General features: G+C 72.2%; 11 protein-coding genes and 1 pseudogene. 8 read left to right on the top strand and 4 right to left on the bottom strand.

The features are described from left to right. Nucleotides 1-185: 185 nt before the first annotated feature. From LL648_RS41555 to valS, 3 genes are all read right to left on the bottom strand, one after another. Nucleotides 186-1193, bottom strand: coding sequence for an RNA polymerase subunit sigma-70 (locus tag LL648_RS41555; protein WP_232668487.1), 1008 nt, complete (start codon nt 1191-1193; stop codon nt 186-188). Between the two features lie 88 nt (nt 1194-1281). Continuing rightward, entirely contained in the window at nt 1282-2232 is a 951-nt protein-coding gene (locus tag LL648_RS41550) for a zinc-binding dehydrogenase (protein ID WP_232668486.1), read from the bottom strand. Nucleotides 2233-2462: 230 nt separating this feature from the next. Beyond that, nucleotides 2463-4979, bottom strand: a complete 2517-nt coding sequence (gene valS / locus LL648_RS41545) for a valine--tRNA ligase (RefSeq protein WP_232668485.1) — start codon at nt 4977-4979, stop codon at nt 2463-2465. Nucleotides 4980-5202: 223 nt separating this feature from the next. On the opposite strand from valS, the gene LL648_RS41540 reads away from it, so the two are divergent. The 3 genes and pseudogenes from LL648_RS41540 to LL648_RS41530 all read left to right on the top strand — a co-directional run bounded on the left by LL648_RS41540 (nt 5203) and on the right by LL648_RS41530 (nt 8780). Next, a complete protein-coding gene (locus LL648_RS41540) occupies nt 5203-6765 on the top strand; it encodes an alpha/beta hydrolase (protein ID WP_232668484.1) in 1563 nt (520 codons plus the stop codon). 13 nt (nt 6766-6778) lie between these two features. Next, a pseudogene (locus tag LL648_RS41535) lies at nt 6779-7426 on the top strand (ATP-binding cassette domain-containing protein); the annotation flags it as partial. Nucleotides 7427-8330: 904 nt separating this feature from the next. Then, complete coding sequence (locus LL648_RS41530; RefSeq protein WP_232668483.1) at nt 8331-8780, top strand: SecDF P1 head subdomain-containing protein; 450 nt, start codon at nt 8331-8333, stop codon at nt 8778-8780. A 144-nt stretch (nt 8781-8924) separates the two neighbouring features. On the opposite strand, the gene LL648_RS41525 is transcribed toward LL648_RS41530, so the two are convergent. Then, nucleotides 8925-9641, bottom strand: a complete 717-nt coding sequence (locus LL648_RS41525; RefSeq protein WP_232668482.1) for a FadR/GntR family transcriptional regulator — start codon at nt 9639-9641, stop codon at nt 8925-8927. A 141-nt stretch (nt 9642-9782) separates the two neighbouring features. Here LL648_RS41525 and LL648_RS41520 point away from each other — a divergent pair, with 141 nt between their 5' ends. From LL648_RS41520 to LL648_RS41500, 5 genes are read left to right on the top strand one after another with little or no spacing between them, the layout of a single operon-like run. After that, nucleotides 9783-11387 (top strand): ABC transporter substrate-binding protein, encoded by a 1605-nt coding sequence (locus tag LL648_RS41520; protein WP_232668481.1) that lies wholly within the window; start codon nt 9783-9785, stop codon nt 11385-11387. Further along, nucleotides 11384-12343: an ABC transporter permease gene (locus LL648_RS41515; RefSeq protein WP_232668480.1), complete on the top strand. Its 960-nt coding sequence runs from the start codon at nt 11384-11386 to the stop codon at nt 12341-12343. The genes LL648_RS41520 and LL648_RS41515 overlap by 4 nt, the downstream gene beginning before the upstream one ends. Continuing rightward, complete coding sequence (locus LL648_RS41510) at nt 12340-14262, top strand: dipeptide/oligopeptide/nickel ABC transporter permease/ATP-binding protein (protein WP_232668479.1); 1923 nt, start codon at nt 12340-12342, stop codon at nt 14260-14262. The genes LL648_RS41515 and LL648_RS41510 overlap by 4 nt, the downstream gene beginning before the upstream one ends. After that, nucleotides 14259-15215: an oligopeptide/dipeptide ABC transporter ATP-binding protein gene (locus LL648_RS41505; RefSeq protein WP_232668478.1), complete on the top strand. Its 957-nt coding sequence runs from the start codon at nt 14259-14261 to the stop codon at nt 15213-15215. The genes LL648_RS41510 and LL648_RS41505 overlap by 4 nt, the downstream gene beginning before the upstream one ends. Further along, entirely contained in the window at nt 15212-16132 is a 921-nt protein-coding gene (locus tag LL648_RS41500; RefSeq protein WP_232668477.1) for a dihydrodipicolinate synthase family protein, read from the top strand. Before LL648_RS41505 ends, LL648_RS41500 begins: the two co-directional genes overlap by 4 nt. The last annotated feature ends 11 nt before the right edge of the window (nt 16133-16143 follow it).

Genomic DNA, 16143 nt, shown 5'->3' with positions numbered 1-16143 from the left:
TATCCCCAAGGAGGTCGACGGGATGGCACGACCCAACCCATCCCGGAGATCTGCCCGCCCGGCGAGGGCGCCCTTAAGAAACGCGACCACCAAGCCCGACAGGACCACAGCCGCGAGCCCATCCGTCACGAACCCACCCAACGAACCACGTCGAAAACCCATCTCCACCCGCCCAAACGCGATACTCACCGCTCCGAAATGCGCGACTCACCCGCCGAGATGTGGGGCTGAAGCTCCTTCGGGAACCCGAAGAGCGCGACCACGGCCGGGTCGTCGTGGAATGCGGTCACGCGGGAGATGCCGGTGGCGGTGGCCGCCAGCACCACGATGCCGTTGGCCTGGAACGTGCCGTCCGGGGCGCGGGAGTAGACGGCGGCGGCGGGCTGGCCGTTGGCCGTCGTGGCGAGCATCCGCCAGTCGCCCGGCGCGCCCAGCACGGACGTCGCGAGCATTCGGATGCAGTTGACCCGGCCGGCCTGCCAGTCGCGCCACGGCGTCGCCTCCAGGGTGGCGTCGGCGCGCAGCACCTGCTCCAGCAGCCCGGCGTCGGAGCGTTCGAACGCCGCGATGTAGCCGTCGAGCAGGGCCCGTGCCCGCTGGTCGGTCGGTTCGAGCAGGTCGTCGGGCAGCGGGCCCAGTTCCTCCAGGCGGGCGCGGGCGCGCTGCAGGCCGCTCTTCACCGCTGCTCTGGTGGTGCCGAGGATCTGCGCGGTCTCGGCCGTGGAGAAGGCCAGCACCTCGCGCAGGACGATGATCGCGCGCTGCCGGGCGGGCAGGTGCTGCAGGCTCGCGATCAGCGCCAGGCGCACCGACTCGCGCGCGACCACCGTCGCGGCCGGGTCGTGGGCGGCCGGCGTGACCCACCGGTCGGGGAACGGTTCCAGCCAGGACACCGCGGATCCGTCGTCCGGGCCGGTCAGCCCGGAGGGCAGGACGCGGATCCGGCGCGGCTCCAGCGCGGTCAGGCACACGTTGGTGGCGATCGTGTAGAGCCACGACCGGACCGACGAGCGGCCCTCGAAGGAGGCGTAGGAGCGCCAGGCCCGCAGGTACGTCTCCTGCACGAGGTCCTCGGCGTCGTGCGCCGAGCCGACCATGCGGTAGCAGTGCGCCAGGAGCTCCCGACGGAACCGCTGGGTCTCTGCCGTGAACCCCTCGCTCGTGAACCCCGCTGCCGTCTGCGTGCCTGCCATGCGCTGCTCCTCGTCCGGATCGGTCCCGCGGGTCGGAACCGCCGCCCATGAGGACCGGGGCGCCGGTGCGAAGGAATCGAATCGCAGGTCAGGGCCGCAGCGCCAGCTTGCCGACGGTCGACCTGGACCGCAGCTCGGCGAGCGCCTTCGGGCCGTCGGCCAGGTCGTGGACCGTGGGGCGGGCGGGCGTGACGACCCCGGCCGCGATGAGGGCGGCCAGCTCGCCCATGAGCTCGGCGAAGACCTGCGGCGCGGCCTGGATCAGCACGCCGATGTTGAGCCCGACGATCTGGACCTGGTGCCGGTACACCAGCTCCCGGTTGGTGATCGCGGCGTCGCCGCCGGCCAGGCCGTAGACGACGATCCGCCCGGTGACCGGTTTGGTCGCGGCGAGACCGGCGGCGAAGGCAGCCCCACCCGCCGACTCCAGTACCAGGTCGGCGCCGGCGCCGGCGGTGAGCCGCAGGACCTCGGCGGCGATGTCGGTGTCCTGGGAGTCGAGGAGGTGGTCGGCGCCCAGCGCGCGTACGACGTCGTGCTTGGCCGGCGCCGCTGCGGCGATGACGGTCGCGCTGTAGTGCTTCGCCATCGTCACCGCGGCCTGCCCGGTCGCGCCTGCCGCAGCGTGGACCAGCACGGTCTCCCCGGCGGCGACGCGGCCCAGCGGCTTGAGCGCGGCGAGCGCGGTCGGCCAGTTCACGACCAGCCCCAACGACTGCTCCGCCGTCCAACCGGCCGGCACCGGCATCGCCGCTGGCAGCACCATGTACTCGGCGAACGCTCCGTACCCGACGCCGACCACCAGACGTCCCGGCTCCGGCCCGGCCACGACCTCGCCGGCCGCCTCGAAACCTGCCAGGTACGGGGGCTGCGGACCGTTCCCGAACGTCCCGTCGGCCTTCGAGATGTCGGCGAAGTTGACGCCGGCCGCGATGACCCGGATCAGGACCTCACCCGGGCCGGGGCTCGGCACGGGCGCGTCGGTGATCAGATGCATGTCCTGCGGCCCGTGCAGGGAGGTCTGCTGGAGGGCGCGCATGGTCGAAGGAAGGCTCATGGGCATGTGGACCGCCGTCAACGCGGAAATGGATCGGTCGTCGGGCGCCCGAACGCGCGACTCACCGCTCCCGAACGCGCGACTCACCCGCTGAAACGTGGGACTCGCCGTGCCGAAAGTGTCGACTCGCCGTGCTGAAAGTGTCGACTCGCCGTGCTGAAAGTGTCGACTCACCCGCCCGTCACCGTGGTGCGTGTGGAGGTCGGCGCGTCCTATGGCACCTCGTAGGTCGGCGCCACGCTTGCCTCGTCGGCGACGAGGTCGAGTGTGCCGATGCGCCCCGCCGCGACGAGGTCCGTCCGGGCGGCCGCGATGCGGTCGAGCGCGGCGAGCGGTCCGCGCACCACCAGCCGTTCGACGGCCGTGCGCATCGACATCTTCCGGTCCGTCTTCGCTCCGCGGACGGCCGAGAGCGCCTCGCCGACGGCGGCGAGCAGCTCCTTGTCGCCGTCCGGTCCGAGCTCCGATGGCACCGGCCACGCCGCCCGGTGCACCGAGCTCTCGCCCTGCCACCAGCTCCAGATCTCCTCGGTGACGAACGGCAGGAACGGCGCGAAGAGCCGCAGCTGCACCGACAGCGCGATTGCCAGCGCGGCCGTCGCCGACGGGTCGCCGCCGTAGGCGCGGTCCTTCACCAGCTCGACGTGGTCGTCGCAGAACGTCCAGAAGAACCGCTCGGTGGCTTCGAGCGCGCTGGTGTAGTCATAGGCGTCGAACGCGGCCGTCGCGGTCTCGACGACCTCACGCAGCGCGGCGAGCGTGCCGAGGTCGAGCGGCGCCGTGACGGCGTCGAGGTCGGGTGTGGTGGCGCCGAGCCCGAGCACGAACCGGCCGATGTTCAGCAGCTTCGTCGCGAGCCTGCGCCCGACCTTCATCTGCGTCTCGTCGAACGGCGAGTCCAGCCCTGGGCGGGCGCCCGCCGCCCGCCACCGCACGGCGTCGGAACCGTACGCGGCGAGCACCGCGGTGGGTGTGGTGGCGTTACCGGTCGACTTGCCCATCTTCTTGCGGTCGGCGTCGACGACGAACCCGGAGATCGCCGACAGCTTCCACGGCAGCTCGCCGTTCTCGTAGTGCGCGCGGACGACCCGCGCGAACAGCCAGGTGCGGATGATCTCGTGCGCCTGCGCGTTCATGTCCATCGGGAACGTCCGCGCGAACAGGTCGGGGTCGCGCTCCCAGCCGCACACGATGTGCGGCGACAGCGACGACGTCGCCCAGGTGTCCATGACGTCGGGGTCGGCGACGAAGCCGCCCGGCCGGCCGCGGTCGGCCTCGGTGAACCCGGCCGGGACGTCCGATGCGGGGTCGACGGGCAGGTCCGCCTCCGCCGGGAGCAGCGGGTGGGTGTGGTCGGGCACGCCGTCGGGGGAGAGCCGGTACCAGACCGGGAACGGCACCCCGTAGAACCGCTGCCGGCTGATCAGCCAGTCGCCGGTGAGGCCCGCGACCCAGTGCTCGTAGCGGTGCCGCATGAACTCCGGCACCCACGTGAGGTCACGGCCACGCGCGAGGAACGTCTGCCGAAGGCCCTCGTCGCGGCCGCCGTTGCGGATGTACCACTGGCGGCTGGTGACGATCTCGAGCGGCAGCTCGCCCTTCTCGTAGAACTTGACCGGGTGCACGATCTCCCGCACGTCGCCGACGAGCTCGCCGGAGTCGCGGAGCAGCTCGACGGTGCGCCGGCGGGCCTGCTTGACGGTCCGCCCGGCCAGCTCGGCGTAGCGCGCCGAGCCGGCGAGCCCGTCCGGTGGCTCGGCCGCGAACCGGCCGTCGCGCCCGACGACCGCGCGGATCGGCAGGTCCAGCTCGCGCCACCACGTCACGTCGGCGGCATCGCCGAACGTGCAGATCATGGCGATGCCGGTGCCCTTCTCCGGGTCGGCGAGCCGGTGCGCGCGCACCGGCACGTCGACGCCGAACAGCGGGGTGCGGACGGTGGTGCCGACCAGCGCGGCGTACCGCTCGTCGTCGGGGTGGGCGACGAGCGCGACACACGCCGGGAGCAGCTCGGGGCGGGTGGTGTCGACCAGCACGGGATCGTGGCCCGGCCGAGCGAACGCGAGCCGGTGGTAGGCGCCGGGCCGGTCGCGGTCCTCCAGCTCGGCCTGCGCGACGGCGGTCTGGAAGGTGACGTCCCACAGCGTCGGCGCCTCGGCCGAGTAGGCCTCGTCGCGAGCGAGGTTGCGCAGGAACGCGCGTTGCGACACGGCCTGCGAGACGGGGTTGCTGGTCGTATAGGTCAGCGACCAGTCGACCGACAGCCCCAGCTGCCGCCACACCTGCTCGAAGACCTTCTCGTCCAGCGCTGTGACGAGCTGGCAGAGCTCGGTGAAGTTCTTCCGCGAGACCGCGACGGGCGGGTCGTGCGGCCGGTCCGGAGGTGCGAACCCCGGGTCGTGCGGGAGCTCCGGGTCGCAGCGCACACCGAAGTAGTTCTGCACGCGGCGCTCGGTGGGCAGGCCGTTGTCGTCCCAACCCATCGGGTAGAACACCTCGCGGCCGCGCATCCGCTGGTAGCGGGCCACGAGGTCGGTGTGGGTGTAGGAGAAGACGTGTCCGACGTGCAGCGCGCCGGACGCGGTCGGCGGCGGCGTGTCGATCGAGAAGATCGCGGAACGGTCCATGGCGCGGTCGAACCGGTAGGTGCCGCGCTCCTCCCACAACCGGGACCACTTGGCCTCGAGGCCGTCCAACGTGGGCTTTTCGGGCAGGTCGGCAGATGGCATCACGAACTCACAGGAGTGATCGGGCGAGTATGGACGGACGTGCGCGCCTCAGCGGCGCACGGGTACTCGCACCCGGGCGCAGGACACAGTGCCCATCGATCCGTCGGCCATCAGGACGCCATCGTACCCAGCGCGCGGCGCCGGGGCTGGACACCGCGCCCAGGCGCGCCGTGGCAACGTGTGCACGCCGCACACGTCGGCGCAGCCCCGTATCGTCCGTTGTGTGGAACGCCGTGGGGGGACGGCGCGCCCCAGGCTTGCCCGGGGCGCGGTGGTGCTGTGGTGCACGCTGCTGCTCGCGGCGTGCGCGGGCGCCGGCCCGCGGGTCGATGCCGGGCCGGCGGTGGTGCCGGCCGGGTTGGAGCGGTTCTACGCGCAGACGCTCGAATGGGGGCCGTGCGTCGGGTTCGCGGCCACCGACGAGGAACGGGCCGACTACCAGCAGCCGTCGCTGGAGTGCGCGCGGCTCGACGTGCCGCTCGACTACGCGGCTCCGGAGGGGCGCCTCGCGAGCGTCGCCGTGATGCGGGTGCGGACGAGGTCGGCCGAGCGGATCGGGTCGCTGGTGCTGAACCCTGGCGGGCCCGGCGGCTCCGGGCTGTCGTTCGTCGCCGGCTGGGCCGGCGACAGCCTCGACGGTGGGCCGTTCGACGTCGTCGGGTTCGACCCGCGTGGGGTCGGTGCGAGCACACCGCAGCTGAGCTGCGCCACCCCGCCGGAGCGCGACGCCGACCGCGCGGACACCGACATGGACCCGTCGCCGGAGGGTGTGGCGCAGACCGAGGCGGAGAACCGCCGCTACGCCGAGCGTTGCATCGAGCTCTCCGGTGGCCTCGACGTGCTGGCCAACGCCGGCACCCGCGACGTCGTGCGCGACCTCGACGTGCTGCGGGCCGTGCTGGGCGACCGCGCGCTGACCTATGTGGGGTTCTCCTACGGCACGCGGATCGGTGCGCTCTACGCCGAGGCGTTCCCGGCGAACGTGCGAGCGATGGTGCTCGACGGCGCGGTCGACCCCGCGCAGAGCGCCGCCGAGTCGTCCCTCGCGCAGATCGCCGGTTTCCAGCGCGCCTTCGAGGCGTTCGCCACGGAGTGCGCGGCGTGGCCGAGCTGCCCGCTCGGCGTCGACCCGGCCGCGGCGACCGGTGCGTTCCAGCGCCTCACCAGGCCGTTGATCGCGGCTCCGGTCGCCGTCGGGGCGCGCACGCTCTCGTACACCGACGCGGTGTCGGCGGTCATCTCGTCGATGTACCGCTCGACGGAATGGCCGCGACTGGCCGACGCGCTCAGCGCGCTCGCGGCCGGCAACGGCGCGCCGCTCCTGCAGATGGCCGACGAGTGGCAGGACTTCGCGAACGGCGGCTACGAGCGGCCCGAAGGTGCGCTGCAGGTCGTCAACTGTCTCGACGGCGACCTGGTCACCGATCGTGCGACGGTCGCCGACCAGGCGGCGAAGGAGCTTGCCGCGGCGCCGTTCGCCGACCCGGGAAGCGGCCCCGTGGCCGCGCTCGGCGCCTGCGCGTTCCTTCCGGTGGTGCCCAGCAACACCCCGCACGAGCTGCGGGTCGAAGGCCTTCCGCCGACGCTGGTCGTCTCCACCACCGGCGACGCCGCCACCCCGTACGAGGCCGGTGTCGCGCTGGCCGCGGCGCTGCAGGGGGTGCTGCTGACGGTGGAGGGCGACGACCACACCGCCTTCCTGTCCAACGCGTGCGTCGACGAGATCGTCGTGCGGTACCTCGCCGATCTCGAGCTGCCGGCCGCCGGCGCCCGCTGCGCGCGGTGAAGGGAGCAGCACCATGATCGAAGTGACCGGCCTGACGAAGCGGTTCGGCGCCGTGACGGCCGTCGACGACCTCTCCTTCACTGCGCCGTCGGGGGCCGTCACCGGGTTGCTCGGGCCGAACGGCGCCGGCAAGTCGACGACGTTGCGGGTGGTCGTCGGGCTCGACCACCCGACCGCCGGTGACGTGCGGATCGACGGCACCCGTTATGCCGATCTGGAGCACCCGCTACGGACCGTCGGGGCCCACCTCGACGTGCGGTGGGTGCACAAGGCCCGCTCGGCGCGGACCCACCTGCGGTGGCTGGCCGCCGCCGGCGACGTACCGGACGGCAGGGTCGACGAGGTGCTCGAACTCGTCGGGCTGACCTCCGTGGCCGGGAAGCGGGTGGGCGGGTTCTCGCTCGGCATGCTGCAGCGGCTCGGCATCGCCGGCGCGCTGCTCGGCGACCCGCAGGTGCTGCTGCTCGACGAGCCGTTCTACGGGCTCGAACCGGAAGGTGTCGGCTGGTTGCGCACGTGTCTGCGCACGCTCGCCGCCGAAGGGCGCACCGTGCTCGTCGCGAGCAACCTGCACGTCGAGCTGGCACAGAGCACGACCGAGCTGGTGGTGGTCGATCGCGGCCGGCTGGTCGCGCACGGTCCGACTGTCCAGATCGCGGCCGGGTTCGCGCCCGATCCGGCTCCTGTTGCCGCCACCGAGCGGGTCCGGCCGGCCCCGCCACCGGGCAGGGGAGCGGTGCGCGGGCTGCTGGTCGCGGAGCGGATCAAGCTGCTCTCCAGCCGCTCGCCGTGGTGGTGCAGCGCGGTGACGCTTGCGCTGGTCGCGGGCGTGACGGTGCTCCTCGGCCTCGCCGTGCCGAACGACGGCCGGGTCAGGTTCGCAGACCTCACGGACGTCCTGTCGGTGGTCGGCACCGGTGTCGGCACCGTCCTGGTCGGGGCGATGTGCGCGGCTGCCGTCACCAGCGAGTTCAAGCACTCGACCATCCGCGCCACGTTCCTCGCGCAGCCGCGGCGAACGCCCGCGCTGCTCGCGAAGGCGGCGGTCGTCACCGCCGCGGCGGTGCTCGTCGGGCTCGTCGTCGGGTTCGTGTCGTGGGCGGTTCTGCGGCTGATGGAGCCGCGGTCCGACCTGGCCATCACCGCCCTCGGGGAGTGGCGCGCCGTCGCCGGGGTCGGCGCGTTCCTCGCCGTCGTCGCGATCTTCGCGTTGGCGCTCGGTCTGCTGGTGCGGCGCGCCTTCGTGGTGGTGCCGCTGGTGCCGATCTGGGTGCTCGTCGCGGAGAACCTGATCGGCCGGATCCCGGGCGCGGGGGAGCGGATCTGGGCGTGGCTGCCGTTCGTCAACGCGAACCGATTCCTCACCCAGGGCGTCTCGAACACGACGACCGGGGTCTGGACGGCCCGCTACATGCCGTTCGAGGCGTGGGGATCGCTGCTATACGCGCTGGCCGTGGTGGCGGCTGTGCTGGCCGTCGCGCTCGTCGTCGTGCGCCGTAGGGACGCCTGACCCGACGGGGTGCCCAGGGACGTACAGCGTCGCGGCTCACGGCATGATCGCCGACGTGCGAGCACTCGTCGTGGCTGTTGTTGCGGTTGTCCTGCTGTCGACCGGTTGTGCGGCCGCCGCGCAAAAGGCGCCGGCGCCGCCGTCCAAGCCGGTGACGATCCACCTGGTGGTCGACGGGGATGGCACCCGTCTCCCCGATCGCAAGAAGACCACCGACTACCTGGTCGGCCCGGCACTCCTGACGCTCGAGAACCTCGAACGCGTGGAGGCCGAGCTGGACGAAGCGGGCTGGGTCGTGCAGCTCGACTACTCGGCCGACACGGGCCGTCGGTTCGCCGAGCTGACCGCGGCGAACGTCAACCGGCAGCTCGCCATCGTGGTCGACGGCGTGGTGGTCTCGGCGCCGCTCATCGTGGAGCCGATCGCCGGCGAGTCGCTCCAGATCGGCGGCAACTTCACGCAGGCCGAGGCCGAGGAGCTGGCCGGCAACATCCGGGGGAGCTGACCGCCCTTCCCCGCCTTCCCCAGGCGCCCCACCCTTCCGGTGCACCCCGGAGGTGCACGGGAGTCGGGGAGGGCAGGAAAGCCACTTTCAGGCCCTCACAGGGCAGGAAAGTGGCTTTCCTGCCCTCGCGTGCGGACCGCGCGGTCAGGCCTCTGCCGGCGCGTGTTGCGGCGCCGCACCGTACGCCCCGGCCTTCGCCCGTCGGCGCACCTCGTCGAAGTGCCGGTGGACGGCCTCCGCGGCCGCGTCGGCATCTCCTTGCATGAGTGCGTCGACGATGCGCTGGTGGCGTTCGGCGGTGCTCGCCGCGGAGGCTCCCGGCCCGCCGATCTCGGCTTCGGCAGCCTGGTAGACGTCCCAGAACAGGCCGGTCAGCTCGCGGGCGAGGTCGATGCCGGCCTCGGCGCAGATCAGGTCGTGGAACTCGCGGTCGGCCAGCGCCCGGTCGTCGCCGCCCTGGCGCATGCGCGCCACCCGCGCCTCCAGCTCGTCGATCAGCTCGGGCCGGTGGTGCTCGGCGACCCGGCGGGTGAGCTCGGTCTCCAGCATCTCTCGCACTTCGAGCAGGTCGCGCACCCGGCCGACGTCGCTCGTGCCGCGGGTCCTGGTGCGGAACAGCAGCCAGGTCTGCAGCGCGGACGAGCCGGCGTCGCCGACGAACGTGCCGTAGCCGTGCCGGATCTCGACGATGCCGAGGGCCTGGAGCGACTTGATGGCCTCGCGGACGGAGTTGCGGCTGACGCCGATGTCCTCCATCAAGCTCAGCTCGGTGGGCAGCGGCGCACCGGGCGGCAGGTCGCGCTCGATGATCAGATCGATGATGCGCCTGGTGATCTCGTCGTTGCGCTGAGGGCGTACCAACTCGACTCCGTTCAGGTGCTGCCGAGACCGCAGGACATCCTACGTCGTCCCGGGGTGGCCTTGACTCGCCGGTCGGTCGAGTCCTACTGTCCCGCCACAACGTAGGACATCCCACGTCCTATCTCCAACGGAGGAGCGGCGATGACCCCGATCAGCCGGCGCGACCTGCTTCGCTTCACGGGCATGGCGGGAGCGGCGGCCGCCTTCACCGTCGCGCTCGGCGCGTGCGGCGCAGGCCCCGCATCGACCAACAAGACCGGCGCCACGACGGGCTCGATCACCGCTGTGCTCGGCTACGGCAACAACCAGACCTGGGACCCGCTGCAGACCGCGTCGGCGTTCTCGATGGCGGCGATCCTGCACTGCTACGAGTCGCTCGTAGAGGGCGATCCGATCACCCGCGAGCCGTTCCCCGGCCTCGCGAAGGCGCTGCCGGCCGACCTCACCGGCACCCGGATGACGTTCGAGCTGCGCGACGGCGCCACCTGGCACGACGGACGGCCGGTCACCGCCGACGACGTCGTGTTCACCTACGACCGCGTGCTCAGCCCGAGCGAGAACGTCCTGGTGCACAGCTTCTTCTCGCACTGGCTGGACGCCGTGCGGAAGGTCGACGAGCGGACCGTCGAGTTCGTGCTGAAGTTCCCGTTCCCGTACGCGCTGCAGCGCATCCAGTCGGCGAAGATCGCGCCGAAGCACGTCTTCGAGGGCAAGTGGGCCGACGCCGCCGGCGGCAAGGTCGTCGGGTCCGGCCCGTACAAGGTGACCGAGCAGGCCCCGCTCAGCCACACCGCCTTCGAGAAGTTCGCGCAGTACAACGGGCCGCTCCCGGCCGTCTACGACCGGATGCTCTGGAAGTCGATCGTCGACGCCGCCCCGCGGGTCGCCGCGATCTCCGGCGCCGCGCCCGACGCGCAGATCGTCGAGAACATCCCGGCCGCCAACGCGGAGCAGCTGCGCTCGGCCGGCCGGACCGTCGAGTTCGCCGACGGCGGCAACAACCTGTTCCTGCTCTTCAACACCGCGCACGCGCCGTTCGGGGACAAGCGGGTTCGCCAGGCCCTGCACTACGCGATCGACGGCCAGAAGATGGTCGACATCGGGCTGAAGGGCGCCGGCTCGCCCGCAACCTCGTTCATCAACCCGAAGCTGCCCTCCTCGCAGCCCGCCGCGATCGACTTCGCCTACGACCCGGCCAAGGCGAAGGCGCTCCTGCAGGAGGCGGGCGTGACCGGCCTGTCGGTCACGCTCTCGACCACCAACACCTCGCTCGTCGCCGACTGCGTGAAGGTGATCAAGGAAGCCTGGGATGCCATCGGCGTGCCCACGACGCTCGACTCGCAGGACACCAAGGCGCTGTTCTCCAAGCTGGACAACGGCACCGACTTCCACGTCGTCGCCACGACCAACAACCCGCTGCAGTTCGGCAACGACCCCGACCTGCTCACCCGCTACTACTACGCCGACACGTCGATCCTCACGACCAGGTACGCGCGCTGGACGGGGCCGGAGTCGCAGGCGCTGCTCGCGCTGCAGGACGCCGCGGCCGCCGAGCCGGACGCCACCGAGCGGGCGGCGCTGACCAAGCAGCTCATGGACATGATCGCCGACCAGGCCGTCGTCTATCCGGTCGTCTTCACCCAGCTCGGCACGGCGTGGGACCCGAAGTCGCTCTCCGGGGTGCGCGCCCAGGGCTACCCGGGGATCTACCTCAACAAGGCGGTCAACATGGCAGGGCCGGCGTGATCGTCGTACTCCGGATGCTGCTCGGCCGCATCCTCGCGCTCGTCCCGCTGCTGCTCGGGGTCGCGCTGTTCGTCTTCATCGTGATGCGGTTCTCGCCGGTCGACCCGGCGCTGGCCGCGTTCGACGGCGCCAACGCCACCGCGGCCCAGCTGGAGCAGTTCCGGCGCGAGAACGGCCTGCTCGACCCGTGGCCGTTGCAGTACCTGTACTTCGTCGGGAACCTCCTGCGCGGCGACTTCGGCGTCAGCGTGATCACCCGCCAGCCGGTGCTCGACACGGTGGCGACGGCGCTGCCGCTCACCGTCCAGCTCACCGCGATGGGGCTGGTCATCGCGCTCGTCGTCGGGCTGGCGCTCGGCGTGACGTCGGCGCTGTTCCGCGACGGCTGGCCCGACCAGCTGATCAGGATCGTGTCGCTGACCGGGGTGGCTGCGCCGGCGTTCTGGGTCGCGCTGCTGCTCGTGCAGTGGCTCGCGGTCGGCGAGGGCCTGTTCCCGACCAGCGGTTACGTCAGTCCGAACGACTCCGTCGCGGGCTGGCTGAACTCGATGGCGCTGCCCGCGGTCGCGCTCTCCATGCCGGTTGCGGCGGTGCTCACCCGGATCGTGCGCACGTCGATGGTCGAGGAGCTGGACAAGGACTACGTGCGCACCGCGCGCGGCGGCGGGCTGCCGCCCGTGGTCGTCGTCGGGCGCAACGTCCTGCGCAACGCGCTGGTCAACCCGCTGACGGTGCTCGGGCTGCGGATCGGCTACCTGCTCGGCGGCGCGGTGGTCATCGAGACGATGTTCGCGCTGCCCGGCATGGGGCAGAACCTGATCCGCGCGGTCGGCGACGGCGACACGGCCAAGGTGCAGGGCTTCGTGATCACGATCGCGGTCGGGTTCGTGCTGGTCAACCTGGTCGTCGACGTGCTGTACCTGATCGCGAACCCGCGGCTGCGGAGCCACGCATGAGGCGGCTCGGCACGGCTTCCCGGATCGCGCTGGTGATCGTCGTTGCGCTGGCGCTCGTCGCGGTGCTCGGCACGCTGCTGACGACACACGATCCGGACGCGCTCAGCACCGACTTCGACGGCCCGTCCGGGGCGCACTGGTTCGGCACCGACCAGTCCGGTCGCGACATCTTCTCGCGCCTGGTGCAGGGCACCCGGTGGTCGCTGGCGATCGGGCTCGGCGCGATCGTGCTCGCGCTGGCCGCCGGCACGCTGATCGGCTCGATCGCGGCGACGTCGGGCCGGCGGGTCGACGCAGTGATCATGCGGGTGCTCGACGTCGTCATGGCGTTCCCCGGGATCGCGCTGGCCGCCGTGCTCGTCGCGGTGTTCGGCCGGGACATCTCGGTGCTGATCCTCGCGATCGGCTTCCTGAACACGCCCTCGATCGCCCGCGTCGTGCGCGCGAACGTGATGGCGCAGTTCAGCGAGGACTACGTCGCCGCGGAGAAGGTCATCGGCGCCGGCCGGTTCTTCATCCTCGCCCGGCACGTCGCCGTGAACTGCGCGGCGCCGGTGCTGGTGTTCTGCACGGTGACGGTGGCCGACGCGATCGTGTTCGAGGCGTCGCTCTCGTTCATCGGCGCCGGGATCCAGCCGCCGAACCCGTCGTGGGGGTCGGTGCTGGCCGACGGCAAGGACCTCGTGCTGATCGGCGGCTGGTGGGCGACACTGTTCCCCGGCCTGCTGATCCTCGTGACGGTGCTGGCGCTGAACGTGCTCTCCGAAGGGATCTCCGACGCGTGGGCGGCCCCGTCGGCGCGGCAGGCCTCGGCCGGTGAGAAGGCGAAGGCGCTGGTCGCGGAGGAGGCGGCGGAGAACGTCGCGCCGGTGCTGCCCATCACGGGCCTGCGGGAGGCGGGGGAGCGGCTGGCGGGCCGGGCCCGCAGGATGCTCGACGGTCCGCCGGTGCTGGACGTGCGAGGGCTCTCGATCGCGTTCCCCGACCGGCATGACAACGTCAACGTCGTCGACGACGTCTCCTTCACGGTCGCGCCCGGCGAGGTCGTCGGGCTCATCGGGGAGTCCGGCTGCGGCAAGTCGCTGACGTCGCTGTCGATCATGGGCCTGCAGCCGCGCACCGCGCGGGTGACCGGCGAGATCCGCTTCGAGGGGCGCGACCTGCTCACGCTGCCGGCGCGGCAGCGGCGGGCGCACCTGGGGCACGACCTCTCGATGATCTACCAGGACGCGCTGAGCTCGCTCAACCCGGCGATGCCGATCCGCAGTCAGCTGCGCCAGTTCACCAGCCGGGGCGGCACTCGCCAGCCCGCGGAGCTGCTCGAACTCGTCGGACTGGACCCGCAGCGGGTGCTGCGGGCCTACTCGCACGAGCTGTCGGGCGGGCAGCGCCAGCGCGTGCTCATCGCGATGGCGCTCTCCCGCAGCCCCAAGCTGATCGTCGCCGACGAGCCGACCACGGCGCTCGACGTCACCATCCAGGCGCAGGTCATGCGGCTGCTGCTGCGGCTGCAGGACGAGCTGGGCTTCGCGCTCGTGCTCGTCTCGCACGACCTCGCGCTCGTGTCGGAGGTCGCCGACCGGGTCGTCGTGATGTACGGCGGGCAGGTCGCCGAGACCGGGCTGACCGCGCAGATCGTCGGCTCGCCGCAGCACCACTACACGCGCGGGCTGCTCAGCGCGGTGGTCTCGCTGGAGGAGAACGCTGCGGCGCTGACGCAGATCGCCGGCACCGTCCCGTCGCCGGCCGACTTCGGGCCCGGCTGCCGGTTCGCCGACCGCTGCCCGGCCGCGCGGGCGATCTGCCGCACCGAGGCGCCGGCGCGGGTCGGGGATGCCGGCGAGCACGTCGTGGCGTGCCACTTCCCGGCCGAGCGGATCGAGATCGGGATCGGGATGTTGAAGGAGGTCGCGCGATGACGTTGCTGCAGCTGGACGGCGTGAGCGTCGTGCACCGGATCCGGGGCGCGCAGCTGTTCGGCCGTGCCGAGGTGCACGCGCTGACCGGCGCCGACTTCACCGTCGACACCGGCGAGACGGTCGGCGTCGTGGGGGAGTCGGGCTGCGGGAAGTCGACGCTCGCGAAGGTGATCGTCGGGTTGCAGCCGCCCACGGCCGGCACCGTCCGGTTCCGCGGGGAGCCGCTCTCGCCCGCGACCGAACGCGACCGGGCGCGCTCGATCGGGATGATCTTCCAGGATCCCTCGACGGCGCTGAACCGGCGGCTGCCCGTCGCCATGATCGTCCGCGACCCGCTCGACGTGCACCGGATCGGGACGCCCGCCGAGCGCGCCGACCGGGTGCGGGAGCTGATGGCGCTGGTCGGGCTGCCGCGCAGCGTCGCGGAGGCAGTGCCGGGGCAGCTCTCGGGCGGGCAACGGCAGCGGGTGGCGGTCGCGCGTGCGCTCGCGTTGCGGCCCGCGCTGCTCGTGGCCGACGAACCGACCTCGGCGCTGGACGTCTCGGTGCGCGCCCAGATTCTCAACCTGCTGCTGGACCTGCGCGAACGACTCGGCCTCTCGATGGTGTTCGTCTCGCACGACATCCAGACCGTGCGGAAGATGAGCGACCGGATCGTGACGATGTACCTCGGCCGGATCGTCGAGGAGGCGCCGGCCGCGCGGATCCCCGCCGACGCGCACCACCCGTACACGCGCGCGCTGTTCTCGGCGACGCCGAGCCTCCTGCACGCCACCACGCCGATCGTGCTCGACGGCCCGGTCCCGTCGGCGACGGCTCCGCCCAGCGGCTGCCACTTCCGCACCCGCTGCTGGAAGGCGACCGACGAGTGCGCGCGCGAGCTGCCGCCGCCGGCCGTTGCCGCAACGGGTCACACCTACCGATGCATCCACCCGGAAATGAGATCCGCATGACGTTCGCCGGCATCATCCCGCCGCTGTGCACCCCGTTCCACGACGACTTCAGCGTCGACACCGGCTCGCTGCGCCGCACGATCCGCTTCCTCCTCGGCGCCGGCGTGCACGGGGTGTTCGTGCTCGGGTCGTCGGGCGAGGGCGCGTTCCTGCCCGACGCGCACCGCCGGGCCGTGGTCGAGACCGCCGTCGACGAGGTGGCCGGGCGGGTCCCGGTGCTGGTGGGCTGCATCGACATGACGACGTTGCGGGTGGCCGAGCACGTCGCCGCGGCTGAGGCGGCCGGCGCGGACGCGGTGGTCGTCACGGCGCCCTACTACACGCGGACGCACGTGGCGGAGGTCGAGCGGCACTTCCGCCTCCTGCACGAGCGGACCGCCCTGCCGCTCTTCGCCTACGACATCCCCGTCGCGGTGCACACCAAGCTCGACTGCGACATGCTGCTGCGCCTGGCCGCCGACGGCGTGATCGCCGGGCTGAAGGACTCCAGCGGCGACGAGGCCGGGTTCCGCCACGTCCTGCTCGGCCGGCACGACCGGGGCCTCGACGGGTTCGTCGTGTTCACCGGATCCGAGCTGGTCACCGACGCGGCGCTCGCGATGGGCGCCGACGGCGCCGTCCCCGGTCTGGCCAACATCGACCCGCACGGGTACGTGGCGATCTTCGACCACGTCCGCGACGGCAGCGTCGAGGCCGCGCGCAAGGAGCAGGAGCGGCTGGTGCGGCTGTTCGCCATCACGTCAGTGGCGTCGCAGACGCGGATGGGCGGGAGCTCGGCGGCGCTCGGCGCGTTCAAGGCGGCCATGCGGATGCGCGGAGTGATCGACAACGCGGTGCTGGCGCCGCCACAGGTGCCGCTGAACGGCGAGGAGCTGGCCGGGATCCAGGACAAGCTCGTCGAGGCAGGGCTGTTGTAGGCGCGCTATCC

Source organism: Pseudonocardia sp. TRM90224, from assembly GCF_021245725.1.
In the GTDB taxonomy this organism is placed as follows: domain Bacteria; phylum Actinomycetota; class Actinomycetes; order Mycobacteriales; family Pseudonocardiaceae; genus Pseudonocardia.
Note: the sequence above shows the minus strand (reverse complement) of the source record. Positions and strands in the feature narration are given on the sequence as shown.

What these genes read in the sequence shown, in the direction of transcription:
- LL648_RS41555 (WP_232668487.1), bottom strand. Translation starts at nt 1,193, where the DNA reads ATGGCAGGCACGCAGACGGCAGCGGGGTTCACGAGCGAGGGGTTCACG.
- LL648_RS41550 (WP_232668486.1), bottom strand. Translation starts at nt 2,232, where the DNA reads ATGCGCGCCCTCCAGCAGACCTCCCTGCACGGGCCGCAGGACATGCAT.
- valS (WP_232668485.1), bottom strand. Translation starts at nt 4,979, where the DNA reads ATGCCATCTGCCGACCTGCCCGAAAAGCCCACGTTGGACGGCCTCGAG.
- LL648_RS41520 (WP_232668481.1), top strand. Translation starts at nt 9,783, where the DNA reads ATGACCCCGATCAGCCGGCGCGACCTGCTTCGCTTCACGGGCATGGCG.
- LL648_RS41510 (WP_232668479.1), top strand. Translation starts at nt 12,340, where the DNA reads ATGAGGCGGCTCGGCACGGCTTCCCGGATCGCGCTGGTGATCGTCGTT.
- LL648_RS41505 (WP_232668478.1), top strand. Translation starts at nt 14,259, where the DNA reads ATGACGTTGCTGCAGCTGGACGGCGTGAGCGTCGTGCACCGGATCCGG.
- LL648_RS41500 (WP_232668477.1), top strand. Translation starts at nt 15,212, where the DNA reads ATGACGTTCGCCGGCATCATCCCGCCGCTGTGCACCCCGTTCCACGAC.